This is a genomic window from Rhizobium sp. AN73, assembly GCF_030757975.1.
GTDB lineage: Bacteria > Pseudomonadota > Alphaproteobacteria > Rhizobiales > Rhizobiaceae > Agrobacterium > Agrobacterium arsenijevicii.
Map to the genome: position 1 here is coordinate 2,225,078 of NZ_JARWME010000002.1, position 25,848 is coordinate 2,250,925.

The window sequence follows — 25,848 nt, forward strand, 5'->3', positions numbered from 1 at the left end:
GATGATTACTGTTTTCGGCTCCATCAACATGGATCTCGTCGCTACCGCCAAACGCCTGCCCAAACCCGGTGAAACCGTGACGGGAGAGACCTTCTCCACCGCAGCGGGTGGAAAGGGAGCCAACCAGGCGCTTGCCGCACGGCGCGCCGGTGCCACGGTCAAAATGGCGGGCGCTGCGGGCGACGACACCTTTGCCGCACCGGCGCTGACATTGCTGCGCGACGCCGGCACCGACCTGTCGCTCGTCAAGACTGCGCCCGGCCCCACGGGGACGGCAGTGATCCTTATCGGTGAAGGTGGGGAGAACATGATCTCGGTCATTCCCGCCGCCAATGGCGAAGTCTCCGCATCCGACGCCGCAAGAGCCGTGGCGGAGATGGCAGCGGGCGATATTCTGATGCTTCAGTTCGAAGTACCGGCACCTGCGATCGAAGCGGCACTGATGGCCGCCAAGGCGAAACGCATCACCACCGTTATCAATACCGCGCCGCTGACTGCCGATGGACCGCGCCTCGCCGGTCTTGCCGATATCGTCATCGCAAATGAAACCGAGTTCGAGCTGCTGATTGGCAAAAGCGGGCTCTCAGCCGCCGAACGGGAAACCGAACTCAAGTCTCTGCACGAACAAACCGGCCAGACGTTGATCGTGACGCTTGGTGCCGACGGCGTGATCGCCATTCGCAACGGTAAGGTCTTCAGGGCGTCCGGTCTCAAGATCGAGCCGGTCGATACCGTCGGCGCGGGCGATACGTTCTGCGGTTATCTTGCCGCCAGCCTCGATCAGGGTATGGATTTCGAAAAGGCGCTGAAGCGCGCCGCCGTTGCAGGCTCGCTCGCCTGCACCCGCGCCGGCGCCCAGCCTTCCATTCCGGTCGCAGCCGAAGTGGACGCGAATATCTGACGGTTCGAGCTGTTAAGTGCGAATGAAAGTGAGATAGGCCGAACTGCGGCCTTCTCTTTTCGCCTTGTTCTCATAGCGCGTGCCCGGCCAGTTGGCATAGGGTGTGTGCCAGTCCTCGGCGCTTGCCGCTGTCCACTCGAAACCGCCATGACGGGCGCAATGCTGCAGTGTCCAGTTGACGTAGGTATCGATATCGGAAGCAAAGCAGAACTTGCCGCCAGGCTTCAGCACGCGATGGAAACGGGCAAGATTGACGTCGGAAACGAAACGGCGCTTCCAGTGCTTCTTCTTCGGCCAAGGATCGGGATAGAGAAGGTCGATATGATCAATCGACGCATCTGGCAGCCAGTCCAGCAATTGTGTCGCGTCATCGTCGTAAAGGCGGATATTCATCAGCTCGCCTTCACGCACGCTCGCCAGCAGCTTGGCCATGGAATTGACGAAGGGCTCGACGCCGATGAAGCCGGTCTCGGGGTTTTCAACCGCGCGGTGGGCAAGATGCTCACCACCGCCGAAACCGATCTCCAGACGAACCGACTTCACATCCGCCGGAAAGAGCGCGACGAGATTTTTCGGAGGCGCACTTTCCAGATCGACTTTCAGCAAGGGCAGCAGGTTTTCGATCGTATCGATCTGCTGGTGGCGCAGAGGTTTGCCCTTGCGCCTGCCAAAAAAAGCTTCCGTTGCGCGTGAACGCCGCTCTTCCGTCATGTCATACTCTCAAGAACAAATAGAATTAACCCGCACAGGCCGGGTGAACGGTGCTGTGCGGGTTACAAAGGTGCAAACGGTATCTCTCAATCGCCGTCGAATGACAAGGCTTATGCGCTCAAAGCTTCCTTGAGCGGCTTTACCAGATCAAGCTTCTCCCAGGAGAAGGAGCCGTCACGGCCGGCCTTGCGGCCGAAATGGCCGTAAGAAGACGTCTTGGCATAGATCGGCTTGTTGAGATCGAGATGACGGCGAATGCCCGACGGCGACAGGTCCATGACCTTGCGGATGGCGCCTTCGACCTGGTCTTCGCTGACCTTGCCCGTGCCGTGCAGATCGACATAGATCGACAAAGGCTGGGCGATGCCGATCGCGTAGGAGATCTGGATCGTGCAACGCTCGGCCAAACCGGCGGCCACGACGTTCTTGGCGAGATAGCGGGCGGCATAAGCGGCGGAACGGTCGACCTTGGTCGTGTCCTTGCCGGAGAATGCACCGCCGCCGTGAGGAGCAGCGCCACCATAGGTGTCGACGATGATCTTGCGGCCCGTCAGGCCCGCATCGCCATCGGGACCACCGATGACGAATTTGCCCGTCGGGTTAATATACCACTGGCAATCATCGGCAATCTTCAGATCGCCCAGAGCTTCGCGGATATAGGGTTCGACGACGTCGCGAACCTTCTTCGAGTCCCAGCTGGCATCAAGATGCTGCGTGGACAGAACGATGGACACTGCTTCCGCTGCCTTGCCGTCGATATAACGAACCGTCACCTGGCTCTTGGCATCCGGACCGAGCTTTGCCGCTTCGCCTTCGCCGCTTTTACGGGCCGTGGCGAGCAGCTGCAGGATACGGTGGGAATAATAGATCGGCGCCGGCATCAGGTCCGGCGTTTCCTTGCAGGCGTAACCGAACATGATGCCCTGGTCACCAGCACCCTCGTCGCCCTGCTTGTCGGAAGCACTGTCCACGCCCTGCGCGATATCCGCCGACTGCGGATGCAGGAGAACGTCGATCTTGGCCGTCTTCCAGTGAAAACCATCCTGCTCGTAGCCGATGTCGCGGATCGCCTTGCGGGCAGCCGACTTGAACTTCGAAGGATTGATGACCGGGTGGCCGGCGGCGTCCTTGAGAACCTTGCCGTCCTTGTCCTTTTTCAACAGGGTGTCGGGAACCCGGACCTCGCCAGCGATAATGACGCGGTTCGTCGTCGCAAGCGTTTCGCATGCGATGCGCACCGTCCAGGGGTCGACACCCGTCTTGGACGCTTCACGATAGATGAGATCCACGATTTCATCGGAAATACGATCACAAACCTTGTCCGGATGACCTTCGGCCACGGACTCGCTGGTGAACAGGTAATTGGCACGCATGCGGGATTCCCCTCAAAGAACGGTCTTCGAGTTTGTTAGTCATTTCGGCCACGAAAGACAAGGACACAACCACATAAATATATCTTTATGTGAGAATTCCTTTCTAATTTGGCACAAAAAAACGGCCCTTACGGACCGTTGAGTGTCCAGCGCCACACGCTGGAAAATAGAGGTGTCGCTTGCAGGCGCTACTCTGCATCTCCTTCGGCGGCGAGCGACTTGACGAGATCAACGAGGCGGCGGCGAACCTTCGGATCGGCAATCTTCACGAAAGCACGGTTCAGCTGCAAGCCTTCGGCAGACGACAGAAAATCCACCACGTAGTTGGAGCTGGACGCTTCCGCCATGCCCGTCGTGCCAACAGCCTGATCGCCCGGCGCATCTTCGAAGAAGAAGGAAACCGGCACGTTCAGAATCCCGGAAATGTTCTGCAGGCGACTGGCGCCAACGCGGTTCGTGCCCTTTTCATACTTCTGGATTTGCTGAAAGGTAATTCCGAGGCTCTCACCCAGCTTTTCCTGGCTCATGCCAAGCATGGTTCTGCGAAGACGAATTCGGCTTCCGACATGAATGTCGATGGGGTTAGGCTTTTTCTTATTTTCGGTCATCATGCGGATCCTGACACTCGGAAAGGGTTGATATCTCGTTTCATTACTTATTCGAAGAAATGAGCCGGCAATTCGACAGCGTCTAAACTTGTTTTACGACTGACGTATTCACTATGCAATTGTGGGGGTTCCTGGTCAATTCTGGCGCCGAGCAAAACTCCAGGCAGGAAATACCGCAACGATCAGCATTATAGAAAAAATCAACCAGAAATACGTCCGATGTATGTCGTAAGTAAATGCGTCGTTTGACCCACCACTCAAGGTGGCGTCAACAATTCCAACCCAACCGTAGTCCAACCCGGCTAAAATACGGCCATAGGGGTCGATGACGGCGGAAATTCCGGTATTCGCGCCGCGAATCACCGGTACTCCCGTCTCAACGGCCCGGACTCTCGCCTGCAGAAAGTGCTGATATGGGCCGGGCGTATCGCCGAACCAGCCATCATTCGTGACGTTCAGGATCGCCGTAGCCCCCACTAGGCCCGGGGTCATCTCGCCCGGAAAAATGATCTCGTAACAGATCAACGGATAGAAGGTCTTGCCGGAAGGAAGCGTCAAAGGCGTGCGCGAAGAGGCGGCCGAAAAGCCGCCCGGCAGGCTGATGACATTGTTGATGCCGAATTCCCGCAGGATGCCTTCAAAGGGAACATATTCTCCGAAGGGTGTCAGATGGACCTTGTCGGTTGCGCCGATGATTTCGCCCTGGCTATCGATCGCATAGACCGAATTGTAATAACGCGGCGGGCGGCCGGCCCCCTGGTCTTCCATTCTGACTGCGCCGGTGAACAGGACCTGCCCGTCCTCCAGTGTTTTCGCGATTTCCGCCAGAGCGTCCGGGTTTTGCGTCAGGATAAACGGTACGGAGGTCTCAGGCCAGACGACGATATCGGGGCGTTTTTTCCCTTCGCCAGGCGGCAGGGCCGTCAGCCGCAGATGCTCGGCGAAAATCTCCGCCCGGTCCGCATTCAGCATCTTGCGGGACTGGTCGATCGACGGCTGCACGATCCTGACGGTCAGCGCATCTGCCGGCGTTTCCACCGGTGTCTGAAGGCGGTAAAAGCCATAACCGAAATGACCGGCCAGCAGCAGGCCCGCCACAACGAGGCCCGGCCACATGCCTTTTTTCGTACCGATCAAGGCCGGGGCGGCAAAAATGAAAACGGCAAGCGTGGTCACACCGAAAAGACCAAGCACATGCGCCGACTGCATCATGATCGGGACGGGCATGATGCCGTAACCGATGGCGTTCCAGGGAAAGCCGGTCGCCACGAAGCTGCGCAGCCACTCCAGAAGGCCGAATGCGGCCGCAAGTGCTGCGATACGCCCGAGACCATCCGACCAGACGATATTGGCAGCGGCGACCGCAAAACCGTAAAACAGCGCGAGAAGAGCCGGAAGGCCAAGAATAGCGAGCGGCAGCGCCCAGGCGAACTCGTCTGCCTCCAGCAAAAGGGCATTGCCCAGCCACCACAGGCCCGCCACGAAATAGCCAAACCCGAAACACCAGCCAATCCCGAAAGCGGGCATGATGCGGCTGAAGATGCCGCCGCCCGGTTTGCCGGTGCAGCCATCCACAAGCCAGACAAGCAGGGTGAAAGACAAAAACAACGCCGCGAAAAAGCCGAACGGAGGCAAGGCCAGTGCTCCGACCGCACCTGCGGCAACCGCCATCGCTGCGCGGCTTTTGCCACCGGCCAGCATTACCTTGCCTGCAAGACGCTCCATACCATCTCCGTTTTATGCGCGTCCGGGAAAGACCGCTCCCGGCAAGACCGCGCCACGGAATTTTCCCTCAGACCCGACGTAAAGGAAAAAGATTCGCAGTCCACAGGGGACGGCGGCTCGAGCGCCACGTACCCTCTTGGCTGCTCGGTAAGGGCGCTCAAACCTGCCGGATTGGTATATCGGAGATACGAAAACGACGGGGAACAGCGCCCCATCGATCTTCCTCAATCGGCATTCTGCTGATGCGTGATGAGGCGGACATCCGGACCGGGCAGCGCAATCACCCCATTGTCACCGGCATCGCCCGGCGCGCGGTCATCCTGCCCTTCCGAGCCGTGATCGCGGACGATACGCACGCCCTTGATACGCCTTGTATCCGCATCGAGGATCTGGAACTCGAAACCGGGTACGGCCCGAACGATCTCGCCCTTTGCCGGAATGCGGCCGAGTGCGAAGAAGATAAGGCCACCAAGCGTATCAATTTCTTCCAGATGCTCACGGACATCGAATTCCGGCCCGATCGCCTCGGCAAGTTCCGTGAGTTCGGCGCGGGCATCCGCCACCAGCACATCGGGGGACAGACGCGAAAACATCGTCTCGTCCTTGTCGTGCTCGTCATCGATGTCACCCACGACCATCTCGACGATATCCTCGTGGCTGACGAGACCATCCGTGCCACCATATTCGTCGATCACAAGGGCGAGCTGCGTTCGCTGTGCCTGCATGGTCTTCAAAAGAGTGGAGGCCAGCATCGAGGGCGGCGCAAAAAGAATTTTGCGTACCAGCCCGGCATCGGCGACCGTCTGTTCGAGATCCACCCGTGCAAGGTCAAAATTCGGTCGTGGAGAGCGCGGTGCCTTCGCCTCGCCATACGCGACGCTTCTCGATCCCGCCCGGCGTTTGTTGCGCGCCTGCTTGGCGACATAGGCCAGCAGATCGCGAATGTGGATCATGCCCTTCGGGTTATCCAGCGTCTCATCGTAGACCGGCATGCGGGAGCGCCCGGTTTCCTCAAAGAGGATCAGCGCTTCGCCGATGGTCATGTTCTGGTCGAGACCGTCGATATCCACCCGCGGGATCATGATATCTTCGACCCGAACTTCCCGGAAACGCAGGATATTGTTCAACATCGCCCGCTCTTCGGGCGAAAAGGCGGCACCGATTTCGGTGTCGGCCATCAGCGCGTCGGTTAAATCCTCGCGCAGGCGCTCGCCCTGTGACGGTTTCAGCAACCGTCCTATGCGCGACCAGATCGTCGATCTCGGCTTTGCATTGGGTTCGTTTCGTAAATGACTACTGCCCTCCTCCGAGGAGGACTGCTCGCCGTTTTCTCTGCCCTCATTGGCAGGTCGTGCAGAATGTTCGTTCATGGCTCCAGACAATATTCAAAGCGGTTCCTGTCCCGCGTAAGGATCAGATAGGCCAAGCACCGCCAAAATGCGAGTCTCAAGCGACTCCATTTCTTCCGCTTCTTCCTCATCCATGTGGTCATAACCGAACAGGTGCAGGAACCCGTGGACAAGAAGATGGGTCAGATGATCCTCGAAACTCTTCTCAAGTTCAAGGGCCTCGCGCTCAACCGTCTCGCGCGCGACAACGATATCGCCCAGCATCGGGCCGGGCATGCCGCCCGGTTCCAGCGGAAAAGCGGGGAAAGACAAGACATTGGTCGCCTTGTCCTTGTCGCGCCATTCGGCATTGATTTCCCGGATATTTTCATCGTCGGTAAAGACCAGCGACACTTCCACCGGCATTTTCGGGAAGGGTTGCTCTTCTTCCCGCTTCAGAAAATCAACCGCCGCATCCAGCGCCTTGGTGGCGAAGGCAAGAAGGTCCTCTTCCGAGGACCAGCCTTCGGCCTCGACGCTGATTTGAATATCCAGAGCTGTCATTGTCTTCGTCAGTTGCCCTTCACGAGGCTTTCATCCGGCACCGCCGTGTGGGATTCGTAAGCCCGGACGATGCGTGCCACCATCGGATGACGTACGACGTCGACATCCTTGAAGCGCACAACGGACACGCCTTCCACATCGGCGAGGATTTGCAGGGCCTCGACAAGGCCGGACTTCACGCCGCGCGGCAGGTCCACCTGGCTGGGGTCGCCGGTCACGATCATGCGGCCTTTCTCACCGAGACGGGTGAGGAACATCTTCATCTGCATGGTCGTGGTGTTCTGGGCTTCGTCCAGAATGACGGCGGCATTGGCAAGCGTGCGTCCGCGCATGAAGGCGAGCGGGGCGATTTCGATGACGCCCGCCTGAATGGCACGCTCCACCTTGTCACCCGGCATCATGTCATAAAGCGCGTCGTAAAGCGGGCGCAGGTACGGATCGACCTTTTCCTTCATGTCGCCCGGCAGAAAGCCCAGGCGTTCGCCCGCTTCCACGGCAGGACGCGACAGGATGATGCGGTCGACCGCGCCACGCTCCAGAAGTTGCGCCGCATGTGCCACAGCAAGATAGGTCTTGCCGGTACCAGCGGGGCCGACGCCGAAAACAAGTTCGGACTGCTCCAGCGCCCGCATATAGACATCCTGCGTTGGCGTGCGGGCAGCGACGGTCTTCTTGCGCGTGGAAATCTGCGCCATGGAGATCTTCGCCTTGCGCTCCATCGTCGGCAAGGTCAGCTGGTCGTCCGCAGCCATTGCCATGCGGATCGCGCCTTCCACGTCGGAAACCTCGGCGGTTCCGCCCTTGAGCAGGCGCTCATAAAGGAAATCCAGCGCCCGGCGGGCCTGATTGGTAGCAACGACATCACCGGTGATGGCAACGGAATTTCCGCGCGGGCGCGCATCAATGTTGAGGCGCTGTTCCAGCAACTTGAGGTTCTGATCGAACTGACCGAATAGCTCTCCCGCTATCCTGTTATTCTCGAACGTGAGGACGAAGTGATTGGCGTCGGTCGCGGCTGAGCGTGGCTGGCGCGATGAAGGTGATACCAATTCGTGTGCGTTCAAGCGGTCAGGCTCCTGTCCCAATCAGTGTCGGCTCCTCACTCTAACTCTCTGCCACCTCGGCAAACAAGCTGTTTGGACCCGTTGCGGTGATTCGTACATTAACAATGTCACCGATTTTCAACGTCTTTGCATCAAGATTCACAGATTGCAGCCAGGGAGAACGACCTATCAACTGTTCAGGCATGCGGCCGGGCTTTTCCAGCAACACATCCATCGTCTTTCCGACCAGCGATTCCGCAAATTCCTTCTGCTGCCGCAGCAACAGGGCCTGCAACCGTTCCAGCCGCTCAGCCTTCACTTCTTCCGCAACCTGATCCGTCAGATCGGCGCCCGGTGTGCCGGGACGGGTGGAATATTTGAAGGAGAACGCCTGCGCGTATTTCACCTCTTCGATGATCGCCATCGTGTCTTCGAAATCACGATCCGTCTCGCCGGGGAAGCCGACAATAAAATCCCCCGACATGGCAATATCAGGGCGGACGGCCCGGATTTTCTCAATGAGCTGGATATACTCCTCGCCCGTATGGCGACGGTTCATCGCCTTCAGAATGCGATCCGACCCGGACTGAACCGGCAAGTGCAGATAGGGCATCAGGATACGCAGATCGCGATGGGCGCCGATCAGGCGATCATCCATGTCGCGCGGATGGCTGGTGGTGTAACGAAGCCGCGCCAGGCCCGGAATTTCCGCCAGCTGGTAAAGAAGCTCGGCAAGACCCCATTTTTCGCCCTTCGAGCCTTCGCCCTGCCAGGCATTGACGTTCTGGCCGAGCAGCGTGATCTCGCGCACGCCGGCATCCACCAGTTTCATCGCCTCATCGACGATCTGGCGCACGGGACGCGAAACTTCCGAACCACGCGTATAGGGCACAACACAGAAGGTGCAGAACTTGTCGCAGCCTTCCTGCACCGTCAAAAACGCCGTGACGCCGCGCGAGCGCAACGTCGCCTTCTCGGCGACCGGCAGATGTTCGAACTTGTCCTCGACGGCATATTCGGTTTCGATGACACGCTCGCCGCCACGAACCCGCTTCAGGGCGTCCGGCAGGCGATGGTAGGTCTGCGGGCCGATGACGACATCGACGGCAGGCGCGCGGCGAAGGATTTCCTCGCCTTCCGCCTGCGCTACACATCCGGCGACGCCGATCACGAATTCGCGCCCCTGCTCTTCGCGCGATTTTTTCATGTCGCGCAGGCGGCCGAGCGCAGAATAGACCTTTTCAGCGGCCTTCTCACGGATGTGACAGGTGTTAAGAAGCACCAGGTCCGCCTCGCCCATATCCTCCGTCTGAACGTAACCGTCCTTCGCCAGCGCATCGCTCATGCGGACGGAATCGTAGACGTTCATCTGACAGCCATAGGTCTTGATGAAGACCTTCCTGCTGTTAGAGCCCTCGCGGGCAATCATTTCGGGGGCGTCGAGGCCAAGCGTTTCCTGGGTCATGGCGGTTATCTAGTGTTTTTCACGCCCGGATTAAACAGAAAAATGCCGGAAAAGCTGCAATGCGCTATTTCCGCCAGCCGCCACGCAGGCTGAAAGCCAGCATGGAACGGATGGAAGCGGCGATATCGGTCGCCAGGCGCTTGCGGTTATCCGTACTGTGAAACGGAACACTGTCGCCGAATGTCACGTCGACATCGATAGCGCCTGCCCTGATGATACCGAGCAGATGCGGCACCAGGGTTATGCTGCCCGGCCAGGCCGCAATGACCCGGTGGTAGCGCCCCATGGCCATGCCCTGCACCCGCGTATAGGCGATCGCGACCGGCTGCACATAAACGAGCTTGCCCGGAACCTGCTCGGCAGCCGTGGAGGCTGCGCCAAACAGCGAGGATTTAACGGCGAGCATACGGTTACCGTCCGAGGTGGTGCCTTCGGGGAACAACACGACGATCTCGCCATCGGCCATACGGGCGGCGATCTCGCCGACCTGTGCGCCGGTACTGCGCTTCTGCTCGCGCTGGACGAAGATGCTTTTCTGCAGGCGGGCGAGCCAGCCGAAGACGGGCCAGTCACGCACTTCCGTCTTGGCGATGAACACCACGTCGGCGATGCTGCCGAGAACGAGAATGTCCTTCCACGAGGCATGATTGACGGCCAGCATCAGCGGTTTTGCCCGCTCCACATCCCCGTGGACATGCACGCGGATGCCGAGAACATGGCAGGCGATGCGATGCCAGATGCGCGGAATGCGGCGGCGAATCCGCCAGTCGAAGGCAAGGCCCAACAGTTGCAGCGGCAGCAATACCAGCGTCACGATCAGGAGAACGATCGCAATATAGGCTGTCCGGAGCCACATCATGATTGGACCGTGCGCTTGTTCACCGGCGTCTCAGCGTTCGCCGGGCTTCAACGGCACGCCGTAAAGTTCCAGCCGGTGATCCACGAGCTTGAAGCCGTGTTCCCGGGCGATCTTTTCCTGAAGGGCTTCGATCTCGGGCGAATGAAACTCGATGACCACGCCGTTCTTCAGATCGATCAGATGGTCGTGATGTTCTTCAGGCACGGTCTCGTAACGCGAGCGGCCATCGCGAAAATCGTGACGCTCGATGATGCCGGCGTCCTCAAACAGTTTCACCGTTCTGTAGACGGTGGAAATCGAGATGCGCGGATCCACGGCGGAGGAGCGGCGGTAAAGCTCCTCGACATCGGGATGGTCGGCCGATTCCTGCAGCACACGGGCGATGACACGGCGTTGGTCCGTCATCCGCATGCCGCGCTCGGCACAAAGTTCCTCCAGCGTTTTCGAAAGGTCTATCACGTCTTCTGGCCTTTTGAGTATTCCGGTTGAATTTCGGGGCTCTCGCCGAAAAATGCCTGTCGCAGGGAACTAGCGAAGATCGCGGCGCATGACAAGCGCCGTCGACTTCGTTCCATCTTTGGCGGTGTAGTAAGCCTTACGCTCCGCAACCGTTTTGAAGCCGAGCTTTTTATAGAGCCCGAGAGCGGAGGCATTGGTGCTGTCCACCTCAAGGAACATGGTTTCGGCACCGCGCATCATCGCCTCGCGAATGGCCGATTGCATCAGCCGCCAGCCAAGGCCGGTGCGCGCAAACTTGTCGGTCACGGCAACGGTCAGGATTTCCGCCTCGCCGGCCACCTCCCGCGCAAGCACGAAGCCGCCGAGCGGCTTGCTGAAAAATGCATTCGTCTGACGTGCGACCGCACCGAAAACCGAGCCTTGCGTCAAAAGCCCGGAAAATTCGCCGTCATTCCAGGGGCGCGGAAAGCGCAGCGCATGCAGTTCCGCCACGCCGGCGCAATCCTCATACTGCATCGGCACGATCTCGAAATAGGGCTTCCAGCTTAGATATTCGTCAAACATAACAAGGAATCATCCGCACGCATTCACGGGTGCCACCTATCAGGCAACGCTCTGGCGTGCCAGCGCAAAACCTGTCTGCGGCCGGGCATCGGGGCCGCGAAGATAAAGCGGCGCAGGCTTCGGCATGCCTTTAGGCTTCAGCCCGCCCGCCCGTGCGACCGTGGAAATCGGGAAATGATCCGGCCCCGATCCCGCTTCCAATCCTGCAAAAAGAGGGGCCGCGGAGCCAATAACTGTGCCGTCGAAACCGGAGAGAGCCGTTTTGGCATCCTCCACAGACAAAAGGGCGGCCTCACGCAGCGGCGATCCATCCTCTGCAAATGTCTGGAGATAGGCTTCGCCACGTTTGGCATCCAGCCCGACGGCCACGGGCCGGCCGGGGTTTTCCAGCAGATGATGCAGGGCGATGGTCTCAAGCGTGGTCACGCCCACCGCCTCTATGCCGAGCGACAGGGCAAAGCCGCGCGCGGCGGCAACACCAACGCGGATGCCGGTGAAGGAACCCGGCCCGATCGTCACGGCAATGCGTTCGACCTTCTGGAGCGGTAATTGCGCCTGCTGCAAGGCGCCGTCAATCACAGCCATCAGCCTTTCGGCATGACCTTTTCCGATCGTTTCGCATACCTCGCCCAGCACCGTGTTAGAGGCGCTGTCATAGACGCATGCGGAACAATCCACACCTGACGTGTCGAGTGCGAGAACAATCATGGCGTGGCCTGGCTTACAACGTCATACCGCTTCGACTTCGCGCACTTCCGGCACGAAATGGCGAAGCAGGTTCTGAACGCCGTGTTTCAGCGTGGCGGTGGAGGACGGGCAACCGGAGCAGGCGCCCTTCATGTTCAGGAACACGGTACCGTCGCGGAAACCGCGGAACGTGATATCGCCGCCATCCTGCGCCACGGCAGGGCGGACGCGGCTATCCAGCAGTTCCTTGATAGTGGCGACGATGGTTTCGTCACCCGCTTCGAAGAACTCACCTTCCTCATCCGACACTTCAGCCGCAATGGCGGTGCCCATGATGGGGCGGCCGGACATGAAATGTTCCATGATCGAACCGAGAATGGCGGGCTTCAGATGCTGCCATTCGGCGTCATCCTTGGTGACGGTGATGAAATCGAAGCCGAAATAAACGCCGGTAACACCCGGAATGGTGAAGAGGCGCTCTGCCAGCGGCGAGGCCTGTGCCTGCGCTGGGTTGAGAAACTCAGCCGTGCCGCTCTCCAGCACCACCTTGCCCGGCAGGAACTTGAGGGTCGCGGGGTTCGGCGTGGCTTCCGTCTGAATGAACATCGTCTGTCTCCTTCGAGGTCGCCGTTCACGCCCCGCAATTTAGAATTCTTCCAAAAAATACGCCTGACGAAGCCTTACTTCAAGCCCTGACATGATAATTACATTCAAGAAATCGTCAGCCCCAACTTCTTGCCCGAAACTCGTCCCTGTCTTCGAGGCCGAAAGCGGTCAGCAGAGGGCGTCGATTTCCTCATCCGTCAGCGTATCCGGCAGCACGGTAACGGGAATGGGGAAAGCCGCACCCCGTCCGGAGATGGAGGAGACGAGCGGTCCCGGCCCTTCCTTCGTCGAGCCCGCCGCCAAAACCAGAATGGCGATATCGCGGTCTTCCTCGATAAGCCCATGGATCTGTTCGGTTGCGCCGCCTTCGCGGATCACCGCCTCAGGCTCGATACCGATGGTCTCACGGACCTTCTGGGCGATCTTGGCGAGTGTGGCTTCCGCCTCCTCGCGCGCCTCGGCCCGCATGATCTGCTCGACGCCCAGCCATTGCTGGAAATCGCCTTCCGGGATCATGTAAAGCAGAACCAGTCCGCCATTGGAGTTCTTGGCGCGACGACCGGCATAATGCACGGCCCTTTCGCATTCCGGTGTGTCATCGATAACAGCGAGAAATTTGCGACGATGCCCTTCCAGACGCGACAGCCGTTTTGAAACCATTCCGCACTCCCTGTGTCCGCCGCGATCCGAAAAAAACCGCCCGACGGTTCGGGCGGAGATTATATCAAATCACGGCTGGCGCAAACCGCCCGCCGCCATCCGCTAGGCGATGCGGGGTCAGCGAAGGAACCCGATGATGTCGCGCACCTCGTTCATCGTATTTTCGGCGATCGCGCGAGCCCGCTCGCCACCCTGTCTGAGGATGGCGTCGATATGGGTCGGATCGTCGAGAAGGCGGCGCATCTCGTTGTTGACCGGAGCCAGCACATTGACGGCAAGCTCCACGAGAGCCGGCTTGAAGGCCGAGAACTGCTGTCCGCCGAATTCGCCAAGAACATCCGCCTTGGTCTTGTCGGAGAGCGCAGCATAGATACCGACGAGGTTTTCGGCCTCGGGGCGGCCCTTCAGGCCTTCCACTTCGCTCGGCAGCGCGTCCGGGTCCGTCTTCGCCTTCTTGATCTTTTTCGAAATGGCGTCGACGTCGTCCATCAGGTTGATGCGCGACAGATCGGAAGGATCGGACTTCGACATCTTCTTGGTGCCGTCCTTCAACGACATCACGCGCGGTGCCGGACCGCCGATCAGCGGCTCCACCATCGGGAAATAGGCATGAACCGGCTCATTGCCCACCATGATGTCGAGCCCAAGGCCCGCCTTGCGGATATGGTCGCCGAAATCGATGTTGAATTTCTGGGCGATGTCGCGGGCCAGCTCCAGATGCTGCTTCTGGTCGTCGCCAACCGGAACATGAGTGGCGCGATAAACCAGAATGTCGGCAGCCATCAGGCTCGGATAGGCGAGCAGACCAAGCGACACCTGCTCGGCATTCTTGCCGGACTTGTCCTTGAACTGCGTCATGCGCTCCATCCAGCCGATGCGCGCCACGCAATTGAATATCCACGCAAGTTCGGCATGCTGCGGTACGGCGGACTGGTTGAAGACAATATGCTTCACTGGGTCGATGCCAGAGGCGATGAAGGCGGCCGCAATCGAGCGGATCTGCGCCTTCAGGTCCGCATGAACGAGCTGGGCGGTGATGGCATGCATGTCGACGACGCAATAGATGCAGTCGTTATCTTCCTGCAAAGCCACGAATTTGCGAATGGCGCCGAGATAATTGCCGAGATGCAGATTGCCGGTCGGCTGGACGCCCGAGAAAACCAGCGGCTTGAATGCGTTCATTGTCGTCCTCGAAAAGGCTTGTGGAGGGCCCCGCCCCGTGGTTGGAATTGCACGCGCGCTTATGCACCTACAGCCCCTCGCAATCAAGCGGTTTCAGGGCCGGTCAGCCGCGTGGCTGGAGAAGATCCCAGTGATTTCCGTAAGGATCCGCAAAGACCGCGACGGAGCCGTAAACCTCATGGCGAGGTTCTTCCAGAAAGCGCACGCCGCGTGCAAGCATCGTCTCGTAATCGCGCCCGAAATCGTCGGTGTGCAGGAAAAATCCGACACGTCCGCCGGTCTGATTACCTATGGCAAGACGCTGCGCCTCACCATCAGCCTGCGCAAGCAAAAGGGCGCAGCCGTCGGTCCCTTGCGGCTTCACCACCAGCCAGCGCTTGCCGTCACCAAGGGGCTGGTCGGAAATGCAATCGAAGCCCAGAACCTCGCAATAAAACGCCTTTGCCCGGTCGTAATCATCCACCACGAGGGTGACGAGAGCGATGCGGCGGTTTTCGGCAAAGGACATCAGCTTGCCTCCGTCTGGGCATTCTTGTTGCGGCGCTTTTTGATGGCCCTCTTGACCATGCCGAGATCGGCACCACCAGAAACGAAGGCCAGCACGAAATAAACCAGCATCGCCGTCAGAACGAGGCCCATGATGGTTCCCGCGCGAACGAAAATGGAAGAGGCGGAGGACAGCTCGAAGCTCAGATAGGCCAGCGCATAATGCACGAAGCCCGCCATGGCCGCCGCCGCCAGCAGTAGTCGCGGAATCCGGGTAAGGAGCGGAATATCCACATGCCAGTGACCGCGCCACAAAAGCATGCCGAACAGCAAGGCGGCATTCACCCAGCCGGCGGTGATCTCGGCAATGGCGATGCCGGGACCGCCAAGACGCGGAAAGAGCGTCAGCGCGATGGAGACATTCACCACCACGGAAATAGCCGCGAAGATCATCGGCGTGCGGGTGTCCTCGCGGGCGAAGAAGCCCGGAATGAAGGCCTTTATCAGCACAAAAGCCGGTAGGCCGAGACCATAGATGCCGAGGATTTGCGCAACCGTGATGGTGGCCGAGGGCGCGAAATTGCCGCGCTCATAAAGAAAGCGCACGATAGGTTCCGCCATGACGAGAAGTGCCGCGGCAGCGGGCAATGTCAGGAACAGCACGAATTCGACCGAGCGGTTCTGCAGGCTTCCCGCCTCGACCATATGTCCACCACGCAAAGCCCGCGCCAGTTCCGGCAAAAGCACGGTGGCAACCGCGATACCGACGACACCGAGAGGCAGCTGGTAGATCCGGTCCGCATAGGCAAGCGACGAGATCACGCCCTCGCCGGCGGAAGCGATATTGGTGTTGATCAGCAGATTGATCTGGGTGATGCCGCCGGTGATCGCGGCGGGTAGAGCAAGGACCAGAAGACGCTGGACGTTCTTCGTGAGCCGGGGTCTGCGGAAGCCGATCCGCATGCCGGCATTGCGCACGGCAATCCAGACGATGGCAAGCTGCACCACCCCTGCCACCATGACACCCCAAGACAGGGCGTAACCCACCTGCAGGGGATCGTAATTCTTCCACCATGCCAGCATCAGAACACCGATCAGGATGATGTTCAGGAAGACCGGCGCAATCGCGGCAGCGAAATAGCGGTGCAGCGAATTCAGCATGCCGCCCATCATCGCCGCCAGCGACATGCAGGCGAGATAGGGGAACATGATGGTTGCAAGACGGACTGTATTGTCGAATTTCACCGCGTCTTCGAGGAAGCCCGGCGCAATCACGGTGCGCACGATGAACGGCATCGACAGTTCCATCAGGATCGTCAAAGCCAGAAGCACGGTGAACAGAACGCCGAAGACCTCTTCGGAAAAGCGTCTTGCGCCCTCCATGCCATTCGCCTCGATTTCCTTGGCGAAAAGCGGCACGAAGGCCGAGTTAAACGCACCCTCGGCAAACAGGCGCCGGAAGGTATTCGGAAAACGGAAGGCGGCGTTGAAGGCATCGGCCACGGGGCCTGTGCCGACGGCGGCGGCCATCAGGGTTTCGCGGAGGAAACCGAAGATGCGGCTGCCGAGCGTGGCCGTGCCGACCGTGGCGAACTTGCCGATCAGGCTCATGATCTTACGCCTTTGCCGTGCGCGTGGCCGGCAATGCCGCCACGTCTGGATGGGCGATGATGCCGTTCGGCATGCGGTCGCGCAATTCGTCTTCCTGCTCGCTCATCACCGCCTTCAGGCGCGTGGCAATGCTGGCCTGCCGGTTGTCGTTGGTCACCTTCTGTCCGAACAGATCAGTCACGTAAAAGGTGTCGATGACCTTTTCACCGAAGGTGGTGATGCGTGCGGAATGAATATCCAGCGACAGATCGGCAATCACCGCCGTCATGTCCGCGAGAAGTCCCGGACGGTCGAGGCACTCGACCTCGATGACGGTGAACTTGTTCGACAGCCCGTTGGAAATGATGACGGAGGGCGGAATGGTGAAGGCGCTTTTCTTCCTGCGGCTCTTAGTGCGGGTGGCAATCATTTCCGGCAGGCGCTGACGGCCCGACAGAACCTCCTCGATGAGCTTGCCGACATTGTTGCCGCGCCGCGTCTCGTCCTCATCGATCGGAAATTCACGGTTGATCAGGATCGTATCCAGCGCGCGCCCGTCTGATGTCGTGAAGATTTGCGCATCCGCAATGTTGGCGCCGGCCGCTGCACAAGCGCCTGTTATGATCGACAACAGGCGCGGATGGTCCGGCGCCAGTACGGTGATTTCGGTGATGGCGTGGAAGGAATGGGTGCGCACCATCGTCGACAGTGCTTTTTCCTGCTTGTCGGCCTCGCGGATGAAGCGGGTGTGGCGCACCTGATCTTCCAGCGCCACCGTCAGCAGATAGGGCTCATAATGCAGCTTGGTGTATTTGCGCCGTGCCTTCTGGCCCCAGTCGTCGAGGGCGTCGTAAAGCGCTTGGCGGGCAATCTGCGCCCGTTCCTTGCGCGATACTTCCGAAAAACCACCGGAGAGGAGCAGCTCGGTCTCGTAATACAGCGAGCGCAACAATTGCCCCTTCCAGCCGTTCCAGACGCCGGGGCCGACCGCGCGGATATCGCAGACCGTCAGAATGAGCAGCATCTTCAGCCGCTCCATGGATTGTACCTTGTCAGCGAAATCGGTGATGGTCTTGCGGTCATGCAGGTCGCGGGTCTGGGCGACCATCGACATCAGAAGATGCTGTTCGATCAGCCAGACGACCATTTCGGTCTGCTTGCCGGTCAGGCGGAAACGCTGGCAGAGCTTGCGGGCGACGCGCGCACCGGCAATCGAGTGGTCCTCCTGCCGGCCCTTGGCGACATCGTGCAGCAGGACGGCGACATAAAGCGCCTCGCGCTCCTCCACGCTCGGCATCAGCTGGTTGGCAAGCGGATGGGCGTCCACAGCCGTTCCCTTGTCCACTTCCGAGAGCACACCAACCGAACGGATCAGGTGTTCGTCCACGGTATAGTGATGATACATGTTGAACTGCATCATCGCGACGATCTTGCCGAACTCAGGAATGAACTTGCCGAGCACGCCGGCCTCGTTCATGCGTCTCAGCGTCAGGGCCGGGTCGCGCCGCGAGGTGAGGATCGACAGGAACAGCCGGTTCGCCTCGTCATTTTCGCGAAGCGCCTCATCAATGAGCGAAAGCGAGCGGGTGACGACGCGTAGCGCATCCGGGTGCAGTTCGAGATTGTTGATATCGGCGATATGAAACAGCCGGATCAGATTGACCGGATCGTTCTTGAACACATCGGGCTTTGCCAATGCAATGCGGCCCCGATCCTCGACGAATTCCACCGAGCCCGGAATCTTGCGGACACGGTGGGCAAAGCGGCTGAGAACGCCTGACAGGCCCGGCACGTCCTTCGCCTGCCTGTCTTCCAGTGCGGCGCAGACGATGCGAGTGAGGTCACCCACATCCTTCGCCACCAGGAAATAATGCTTCATGAAACGTTCGACAGCAGAAAGGCCTGGACGCGGCTGGTAACCCAACGCGTCGGCGATCTCGCGCTGAATGTCAAAGGAAAGGCGCTCTTCCGCCTTGTTGGTGATGAAATGCATCTGGCAACGGACGGCCCAGAGAAAATCGTCGGCCTTCTCGAACAGCCTGAGTTCGCGCCGCGACAGCACGCCAAGCTTGACGAGATCGGCCGTATCGCGGACGTGGTAATAATATTTGGCAATCCAGAACAGCGTGTGCAGGTCGCGCAGACCGCCCTTGCCTTCCTTGACGTTCGGCTCCACCAGATAACGCGTATCACCCGCCTTGCGGTGGCGCTGGTCACGCTCAGCCAGCTTGGCGGCGATGAATTCCGGGCCGGTGCCGGTGACGACTTCTGACTCGAAACGCTTTTCGAGATCATCGGTCAGGGATTTTTTGCCGCAAATCGCCCGCACTTCCAGAATGGCTGTGCGGATGGTCATATCGGATTTGGACAGGCGGACGCATTCATCCACCGTGCGCGTGGCGTGACCGACCTTGAAGCCGAGATCCCAGAGCAGATAAAGCACGAACTCCACGGCCTTATGCATATCCGGCGTGTTCTTGGCCGGCAGCAGGAACAGAAGGTCGATATCCGACCCCGGCGCCAGCGTGCCGCGACCGTAACCGCCGACCGCCGCAACCGCGATCTGCGGCGCGTCTTTTGGATAGACATACTGGCAGGCCAGATCATAGAGGATCTCGATCAGCCGGTCCTGAAGCCAGGAAATGCGTCTGGCGCAATCGATGCCGCTGCCGTCGGATTTCAGCAGCTCGCGAGCCTTTTCCCGGCCTTCCGTGCTGGCCTTGCGAAAGATCGGTAGCAGATCGGACCTGATATCGGCGATGCGCTTGCCGTCTTCCTTGAAGATGATGTCGCATTCGCGTTTCAGCGCCGATACATCGAGAATTGCGGAAAAATCCAGGTCCTTGATGGCCATCTATGCCGGTATCCATGTCCTGTGGGAAATCCCACCGCTTGCGATGGGAGTGTCCTATAACGAGTTTCAAAGGCGATGGACAGGCAATCTATGCGTCAAGCCTTGCCAAGTTCTTTCTTTAACGCATAGAGCGCGTCCAATGCCTCACGCGGCGTCATTTCGTCGGGGTTGAACCCCTTCAGAGCTTCCTCCACCTTCGATGGCCCGGCCTTGCGCCCCTCTTCGCGGCGAACCGCGATCTGGAACAGCGGCAGATCATCGATCAGCTGGCTGGCCGGGTTCTTGCGGTCGGCATCCTCCAGCTTTGTCAGCACCTCACGGGCGCGCTCCACCACCGATGCGGGAAGCCCGGCAAGCCGTGCCACCTGAATGCCGTAGGAACGGTCCGCAGCGCCCGGCCCGACCTCGTGCAGGAAAATGACCTCGCCCTCCCACTCCTTCACCCGCATCGTGGCATTGGAGAGGCGGCCGAGTTTTTCCGACAACACCGTCAGTTCGTGGAAATGGGTGGCGAAGAGACCACGGCAGCGATTGACCTCGTGCAGATGCTCCACCGCCGCCCAGGCGATAGACAGACCGTCGAAGGTCGCTGTGCCGCGACCGATCTCGTCCAGAATGACCAGCGAGCGATCCGTCGCCTGATTGAGGATGGCAGCCGTTTCCACCATCTCAACCATGAAGGTCGAGCGGCCGCGCGCCAGATCGTCAGACGCGCCGACGCGGGAAAACAGCCGGTCGATGACGCCGATATGGGCTGCTTCCGCCGGAACAAAGGAACCGATCTGCGCAAGGATGGCGATCAGCGCATTCTGGCGCAGGAAGGTCGATTTACCGCCCATGTTCGGGCCGGTGAGCAACCAGATCGCTCCGTTTTTACCGCCATTGGTGGCCGACAGATCGCAGTTATTGGCGATGAATGGCCCAGCCGACTGGCGTCGCAACGCCTGCTCGACCACCGGATGACGCCCGCCCTTGATCGCAAAGGTCATGGAAGCGTCGACCATCGGGCGGCAATAGGCCTGTTCGCTCGCCAGATAAGCAAGGCTCGAGGCGACGTCGATGACGGCAAGTGCGGCTGCACCGGCCTTGATCGCTTCCGCCTGCTGCACCACGGCCTCAACCATACGCGCGAAGGCTTCCAGCTCCATGGTCAATGCCTGCGCTGCGGCATTGGCGATGCGGCTTTCGAGATCGGCAAGCTCGGTGGTAGTGAAGCGCATGGCGCCTGCCATGGTCTGACGGTGGATAAAGCGCGCCTTGGCCTCATCCGTCGCCATCATCACATCGGCATTGCCGGCCGTCACCTCGATGAAATAGCCCAGCACATTGTTGTGCTTGATCTTGAGCGACTTGATGCCGGTCTCGTCGGCATATCTCAGTTGCAGCCCGGCGATCACGCGGCGCGACTGGTCGCGCAGCGCCCGCACCTCATCGAGTTCGGGATTGGCGCCTTCACGCAGGAAACCGCCGTCACGCTTCAGAAGCGGCAGATCGTCGGCAAGCATCGAAGCGAGCATTGCCTCCAACCCGCCCGGCAAGGCCTTCAAATCCTTGAGTGCCGTCGCCAGCTCGTCCGGCAACAATCCCTGATCGAGAATGGCGGATATTTTTTCGGCTGAAACCAGTCCCTGCCTGATAGCGCCGAGATCGCGCGGGCCACCACGTTCCAGCGCAAGGCGGGACAGCGCGCGCGGCATATCCGCGACATGTTTCAGGGCATCGCGCAGGCCGTCACAAAGGGAGACATCGTCGATGAGATAGGCGACGGCATCAAGGCGGGCATTTATCCTTTCCGGGTCGGTCAAAGGCGACATCAGCCGCTCGGCCAGAAGTCGTGCGCCGCCGCCGGTTACCGTGCGGTTCAGGGCATGCAGCAGCGATCCGTCTCTTTCGCCTGATAGCGTCTTCACGAGTTCCAGATTGGCGCGGGTGGCAGGATCGATGAAAAGGGTCGAGGCGGCACTTTCACGCTCCGGCGCGCCGAGAGGCGGGCGTTCGGCAATCTGGGTCTTTTCGACATAGGCCACCGCCGCCGCGGCGGCTGCCATTTCCACACGCGAAAACGTGCCGAAACCATCCAGCGTCGAGACGTTGAAATAACGCGCGATACGGCCTTCTGCGACCGCGCTGTCGAACAGGATGGCCGGTTGTGGCACTGCCACACGGCCGAGGACGTCGAAAACCGGCCTCAGCTCTTCGTCGTGGAACAGGCTATCGGCAACGATCAGCTCGCGCGGGTCGATACGCCAGATATCGGCCAGAAGCCGTGTCAGCGTCGTTTCCGCCAGACGGAAGACGCCCGTGGAAATATCGATCCAGGCGAGCGCAAACTGCGCCTCGGCGCTGCCGCGTATACGGGCGAGCGCCATCAGATAGTTCGATTCCGTCGGCGACAGCAGTTTTTCTTCCGTCAGCGTGCCGGGCGTGACAAGCCGCACCACATCACGCTTGACCACGGATTTCGAGCCGCGCTTCTTCGCCTCGGCCGGATCTTCCACCTGCTCGCAGACGGCGACGCGATAGCCGCGCAGGATGAGCTTCTGAAGGTAATCATCCGCCGCATGGACGGGAACACCGCACATGGGAATATCATGCCCCATATGCTGGCCGCGTTTCGTCAGCGTGATGCCGAGTGAACGGGACGCTTCGACCGCATCGTCAAAGAACAATTCGTAAAAATCGCCCATGCGGTAAAACAGCAGCGAACCGGGATTGTTCGCCTTGATCTCGATATATTGCTCCATCATCGGAGTGGCCGTAGCGCGGCTCTCCTCCGAGATCAGGGAAGCGGTGGTCAGAACGTCCGTCAATGGCTTGCCGATGTCATATCGTGTTGCGGAAAAGGAGCGCCGACACTAGCGGCAATCTCCGCCCCAACACAACACACACCGAGCCGCTGCCCACAGGAACATCCCCGCGCGGCCCGTTTCAAAACCGGTCAACCGTTGATGCGTTCGGCCTCGCCGCCATAATAGCTGATATAACGGCCAGCGATGGACGTGACCGGCAGGACCACCAGGACATCGGTGGTGTTGAAAGCATGATCCACGACCGCGCCGGAGCCGAACATCGCCCCCAGACGCATATAGCCCTTGATCAGCGGCGGCATGGCGTTCAGCGCCTTGCGGGTGTTCAATGCCTCCACCGGCACGAGGTCCATTTCGTGGTAAAGCTCTGGAAGAGCGGACGCTGCCCACTCGCCCTTTGCAACACAATTGTGATGCAGGAAGGACAGAGCAAGTGCGTGGGCCTCCGGCTGCACGCCGGGGAAAGAGGCGCAACCGATCATGGCGTCCATGCGGTGCTTCACGGCATAGGCCCAGTTGCCCTGCCACAAAAGCTCAACGGTGCGCTTGGTGCGATATTCCGGCAACACGCAGGAACGGCCAAGCTCCATGAAGCGCTTGCCCGGATGACGCGCCACCAGTCCGGCAATGTCGAACTCGCTTGCGGAATAGAAGCCGTTATTGGCGAGCGCCGTTTCCTGCCGCAGCAGACGGTAGGTGCCGACGATCTGGTCCTCGCTATCGCCTTCGATAGCCTTGTCGAGCACGAGCAGATGGTCGCAGACACTGTCCCAGGCGTCGATGTCGCGCTTGCGGCGCATCGCGTCTGCGGGAAGGCGCGCCTTCATTTCCTCGACGAAAACCCTGTAACGCACGGACTGCGCGGCATCGATCTCGCGCTCGTTTCTCGCGAGCCGTGTTTCAAGCGTGCCGATACGACCGAAAAGCCCCTCATTGTCCTGAGCGGTCTCTGGACGAGGATGAATGACAACTTTGTTTTCACAAATGTCGTGACTGTAGATTTCGGCAACCATGGGGAATCGCTCCGCCACCAAAAGATTTTTCCTGTCATAAATCACTAATTGACGACAGAATAGTGACAAAATGCAGCCATTGCGAGTCTCTTAAGTTATGATGGCGACAGGCGTTTCGCCTCCAGCAGTCGGCGGATTTCCTCGACCAGCCGTCTGGGGTCGGCAGGTTTGGTCAAAACCGCGCCGGCACCGGCGTTCAGCAAGATTTCGGCGGTCTCAGCACTCGCATCGCCGCTGAGCACGATGACGGGAATATTTCGTCCCCCTTTCAGCGTGCCGAGAAGGTCGGGCAGCACCTCAAGCCCCTCACCGCCCGGCATGTTGATGTCGGAGATGATGAGGTGCGGCAGGCGGGATACGCCCGGTGCCACCGCCTGCTGCAAGGCCTGAAAATCATCGACGGCCCGGACGATATAGCCGCTTTTTTCCAGAACAGCCCGGATGATGCGCGCATTGACGGCGTCGTCCTCGGCCACAAGGATATCGACGCCACTCGCCCCTTCCGTCACCCGTGATGAAAACCCCACATCCGGGTGGTTGTCGTTGATGGCGTCGCGACGCTCAATGCCGCGCAGACGGCCGCAGAGAACGTCGATCAGGGATTTTTCGCGCAGCGGCCGGATCAACCAGGCGTCGAAGGACGCATGCGTGGTCGAAGCCCGCTCTTCAGGACTGACCAGCAATGTGCGGCGGACATTCTGTTGCGGCCAATCCCGCAGCGCGTCCCTGAACTGAGGTGAAATGCGCCTGTCGACGATGATATCGGTGAGATCGGCGGTCTTGCCCTTCAACCCTTCCAGATCCTCCGGCTGGTGGATGAGAATGCATTTGCCGCCAAAGGCCTCGATTGCCTCCAGCGTCACCGCCGCCGCCACACCCTTCGGTGCGATCAGCAGGACATTGGTATGCTGCAGGCAATGGTGCCGGCCGGGATCCGGCAGGCCGGTGGGCGCGCTGCCCGGGCGGAACACCAGCTTGAAGGTGCTGCCCTCACCCTTGCGGCTGGAGACCGTGAGGTTACCGCCGAACTCCCGCACGATGCGGGCGGAAATCGCAAGCCCTAGCCCTGTCCCTGCACTTCGCTGCGACATCGGGCCTGCCTGTTCGAATTCGCCAAAGATCCGCGCCTGTTCCGTACGGCTCATGCCGGGGCCGGTATCGTCAACGGTAATATGCAATTCGCCTTCGACCATGCGCGCCCGGATGACGACACCGCCCACCTGCGTGAATTTGACGGCGTTGCCGAGGAGATTGAACAGGACCTGACGCAGTCGTGCCGGATCGAAATCCAGATAATCCGGCACATCCGGTGTGACGAAAGAGGTGATTTCGATGCCCTTTTCATGGGCGCGATGCGCCAGCATCTCCACGATGCTCTCGATCAACCGGCGCAGGTTTTCCGCACGCGGATTGAGCTTGAAGCGGCCCGCCTCCATGGTCGAATAATCCAGCAAGTCCTCGACAAGCTGCACCAGCGACTGGCCGGACTGCTTCATGCCGTCGAGATAATTGCGCTGTTCGTCGTTGAGTTTCGTCTGCGAAAGAAGATGGTTCATGCCGAGCATGCCGGAGAGCGGCAGGCGGATTTCGTGGCTTACGGTGGCAAGCAGCCGCGCCTTTTCAGCATCGGCCTTTTCGGCGCGCAGGCGGGCGTCTTCCCTCTCGCCGAGTGCCAACCGCTCTTCGGTCACGTCTCTGGCAATACTGCTGATCATAAGACGGCTACTCGCCAGATCGCGGGTCACGACATCATGCCAAGAGAAAATACGCTGGCCGAACGGGGTCGCTATTTCCACGTCATAGGCGTGAACCTTGTCGCCCGGCCGGAAGGCGATGCCGATTTCCTCGCAACTCAACCCTTCGGGTGCCGAGCAACCCGTCACCTCACGAAAAACCGTGTTTGCCTCGACGATACGCCGATCCATATTGCGGATCACGATGATGTCGCCCATGGCTTCCTGCATCTCGGCAATCAGCGACCGGTTCTGCGTCTGGCGCAGCCGGACCTCGAAATAATCCGTCGGTAGCTCGCGGGAATGCTGGGAGGACTTGCCGAACAGCGCGTAAAACAAAAGACCGACTAGCACGGCACCAAAGAAGGATGCCAGCGCAACGGTGACCGCATAGGGTACCGCAAGCGCGATCAGGGCTGCGGAGAAGGCACCGAGCGCCAGTGAAACGGTGACGTATAACGTCAGCGATCTGGCATCGATCCCGTGGTGTTCCGCACCGGCATGGTGAGATGTCGTGTCGACACGATCCGCCGGCTGCGCCGGTGTGGCGGCCAAGCCGAGGCCATCTGAAACTTTTTCCCGAAGTCTTGCCAGTTCGCTCATACACAACCGCTACCACGGCAGCGGTTT

At 59.8% G+C, this 25,848-nt stretch carries 22 protein-coding genes; 1 reads left to right on the forward strand and 21 read right to left on the reverse strand.

Translation table 11 applies throughout. The features are described from left to right. The first annotated feature begins 1 nt into the window (after position 1). On the forward strand, positions 2–901 hold the full coding sequence (locus tag RBH10_RS20880) for a ribokinase (RefSeq protein ID WP_281038051.1): 900 nt from the start codon (positions 2–4) through the stop codon (positions 899–901). 12 nt (positions 902–913) lie between these two features. Here the strand turns inward: RBH10_RS20880 and trmB are convergent, their stop codons facing one another. The 21 genes from trmB to RBH10_RS20985 form a co-directional block, all read right to left on the reverse strand. Continuing rightward, complete coding sequence (trmB, locus tag RBH10_RS20885) at positions 914–1,612, reverse strand: tRNA (guanosine(46)-N7)-methyltransferase TrmB (RefSeq protein ID WP_281038050.1); 699 nt, start codon at positions 1,610–1,612, stop codon at positions 914–916. 110 nt (positions 1,613–1,722) lie between these two features. After that, positions 1,723–2,985 carry a methionine adenosyltransferase gene (metK, locus tag RBH10_RS20890; RefSeq protein ID WP_045015226.1) on the reverse strand — a complete coding sequence of 421 codons (1,263 nt, stop codon included), beginning with the start codon at positions 2,983–2,985 and terminating at the stop codon, positions 1,723–1,725. A 188-nt stretch (positions 2,986–3,173) separates the two neighbouring features. After that, a complete protein-coding gene (locus RBH10_RS20895; RefSeq protein ID WP_045015492.1) occupies positions 3,174–3,593 on the reverse strand; it encodes a helix-turn-helix domain-containing protein in 420 nt (139 codons plus the stop codon). Between the two features lie 135 nt (positions 3,594–3,728). Beyond that, on the reverse strand, positions 3,729–5,318 hold the full coding sequence (gene lnt / locus RBH10_RS20900) for an apolipoprotein N-acyltransferase (RefSeq protein ID WP_281038049.1): 1,590 nt from the start codon (positions 5,316–5,318) through the stop codon (positions 3,729–3,731). Positions 5,319–5,542: 224 nt separating this feature from the next. Continuing rightward, positions 5,543–6,688, reverse strand: coding sequence for a hemolysin family protein (locus tag RBH10_RS20905; protein ID WP_281038048.1), 1,146 nt, complete (start codon positions 6,686–6,688; stop codon positions 5,543–5,545). Between the two features lie 15 nt (positions 6,689–6,703). After that, the gene (gene ybeY, locus RBH10_RS20910) at positions 6,704–7,210 is read right to left on the reverse strand and encodes an rRNA maturation RNase YbeY (protein ID WP_281038047.1); all 507 of its coding nucleotides are present in this window, start codon (positions 7,208–7,210) and stop codon (positions 6,704–6,706) included. Between the two features lie 8 nt (positions 7,211–7,218). Next, positions 7,219–8,274, reverse strand: coding sequence for a PhoH family protein (locus tag RBH10_RS20915; protein WP_045015230.1), 1,056 nt, complete (start codon positions 8,272–8,274; stop codon positions 7,219–7,221). Between the two features lie 40 nt (positions 8,275–8,314). After that, the gene (gene miaB / locus RBH10_RS20920; protein WP_281038046.1) at positions 8,315–9,718 is read right to left on the reverse strand and encodes a tRNA (N6-isopentenyl adenosine(37)-C2)-methylthiotransferase MiaB; all 1,404 of its coding nucleotides are present in this window, start codon (positions 9,716–9,718) and stop codon (positions 8,315–8,317) included. Between the two features lie 64 nt (positions 9,719–9,782). After that, entirely contained in the window at positions 9,783–10,577 is a 795-nt protein-coding gene (locus tag RBH10_RS20925; protein WP_281038045.1) for a 1-acyl-sn-glycerol-3-phosphate acyltransferase, read from the reverse strand. Positions 10,578–10,607: 30 nt separating this feature from the next. Further along, on the reverse strand, positions 10,608–11,036 hold the full coding sequence (locus RBH10_RS20930) for a Fur family transcriptional regulator (protein WP_003493538.1): 429 nt from the start codon (positions 11,034–11,036) through the stop codon (positions 10,608–10,610). A gap of 69 nt (positions 11,037–11,105) precedes the next feature. Then, positions 11,106–11,600 (reverse strand): GNAT family N-acetyltransferase, encoded by a 495-nt coding sequence (locus RBH10_RS20935; protein ID WP_045015233.1) that lies wholly within the window; start codon positions 11,598–11,600, stop codon positions 11,106–11,108. Positions 11,601–11,639: 39 nt separating this feature from the next. Continuing rightward, the gene (tsaB, locus tag RBH10_RS20940) at positions 11,640–12,308 is read right to left on the reverse strand and encodes a tRNA (adenosine(37)-N6)-threonylcarbamoyltransferase complex dimerization subunit type 1 TsaB (RefSeq protein WP_281038044.1); all 669 of its coding nucleotides are present in this window, start codon (positions 12,306–12,308) and stop codon (positions 11,640–11,642) included. 21 nt (positions 12,309–12,329) lie between these two features. Continuing rightward, on the reverse strand, positions 12,330–12,893 hold the full coding sequence (locus tag RBH10_RS20945; protein ID WP_281038043.1) for a NifU family protein: 564 nt from the start codon (positions 12,891–12,893) through the stop codon (positions 12,330–12,332). A gap of 168 nt (positions 12,894–13,061) precedes the next feature. Further along, complete coding sequence (locus RBH10_RS20950; protein ID WP_003514782.1) at positions 13,062–13,553, reverse strand: universal stress protein; 492 nt, start codon at positions 13,551–13,553, stop codon at positions 13,062–13,064. A 117-nt stretch (positions 13,554–13,670) separates the two neighbouring features. Beyond that, positions 13,671–14,735: a tryptophan--tRNA ligase gene (gene trpS / locus RBH10_RS20955; RefSeq protein WP_281038042.1), complete on the reverse strand. Its 1,065-nt coding sequence runs from the start codon at positions 14,733–14,735 to the stop codon at positions 13,671–13,673. Positions 14,736–14,838: 103 nt separating this feature from the next. Then, the gene (locus RBH10_RS20960) at positions 14,839–15,243 is read right to left on the reverse strand and encodes a VOC family protein (RefSeq protein ID WP_281038041.1); all 405 of its coding nucleotides are present in this window, start codon (positions 15,241–15,243) and stop codon (positions 14,839–14,841) included. Further along, the gene (gene murJ / locus RBH10_RS20965; protein WP_281038040.1) at positions 15,243–16,832 is read right to left on the reverse strand and encodes a murein biosynthesis integral membrane protein MurJ; all 1,590 of its coding nucleotides are present in this window, start codon (positions 16,830–16,832) and stop codon (positions 15,243–15,245) included. Before murJ ends, RBH10_RS20960 begins: the two co-directional genes overlap by 1 nt. Positions 16,833–16,836: 4 nt before the next feature. Next, positions 16,837–19,665 (reverse strand): [protein-PII] uridylyltransferase, encoded by a 2,829-nt coding sequence (locus RBH10_RS20970; RefSeq protein WP_281038038.1) that lies wholly within the window; start codon positions 19,663–19,665, stop codon positions 16,837–16,839. 95 nt (positions 19,666–19,760) lie between these two features. Continuing rightward, positions 19,761–22,475 (reverse strand): DNA mismatch repair protein MutS, encoded by a 2,715-nt coding sequence (gene mutS, locus RBH10_RS20975; protein ID WP_306180801.1) that lies wholly within the window; start codon positions 22,473–22,475, stop codon positions 19,761–19,763. A 128-nt stretch (positions 22,476–22,603) separates the two neighbouring features. After that, on the reverse strand, positions 22,604–23,485 hold the full coding sequence (locus RBH10_RS20980; protein WP_045015241.1) for a GNAT family N-acetyltransferase: 882 nt from the start codon (positions 23,483–23,485) through the stop codon (positions 22,604–22,606). Between the two features lie 95 nt (positions 23,486–23,580). After that, a complete protein-coding gene (locus RBH10_RS20985) occupies positions 23,581–25,821 on the reverse strand; it encodes a hybrid sensor histidine kinase/response regulator (protein WP_281038037.1) in 2,241 nt (746 codons plus the stop codon). Between the last annotated feature and the right edge of the window lie 27 nt (positions 25,822–25,848).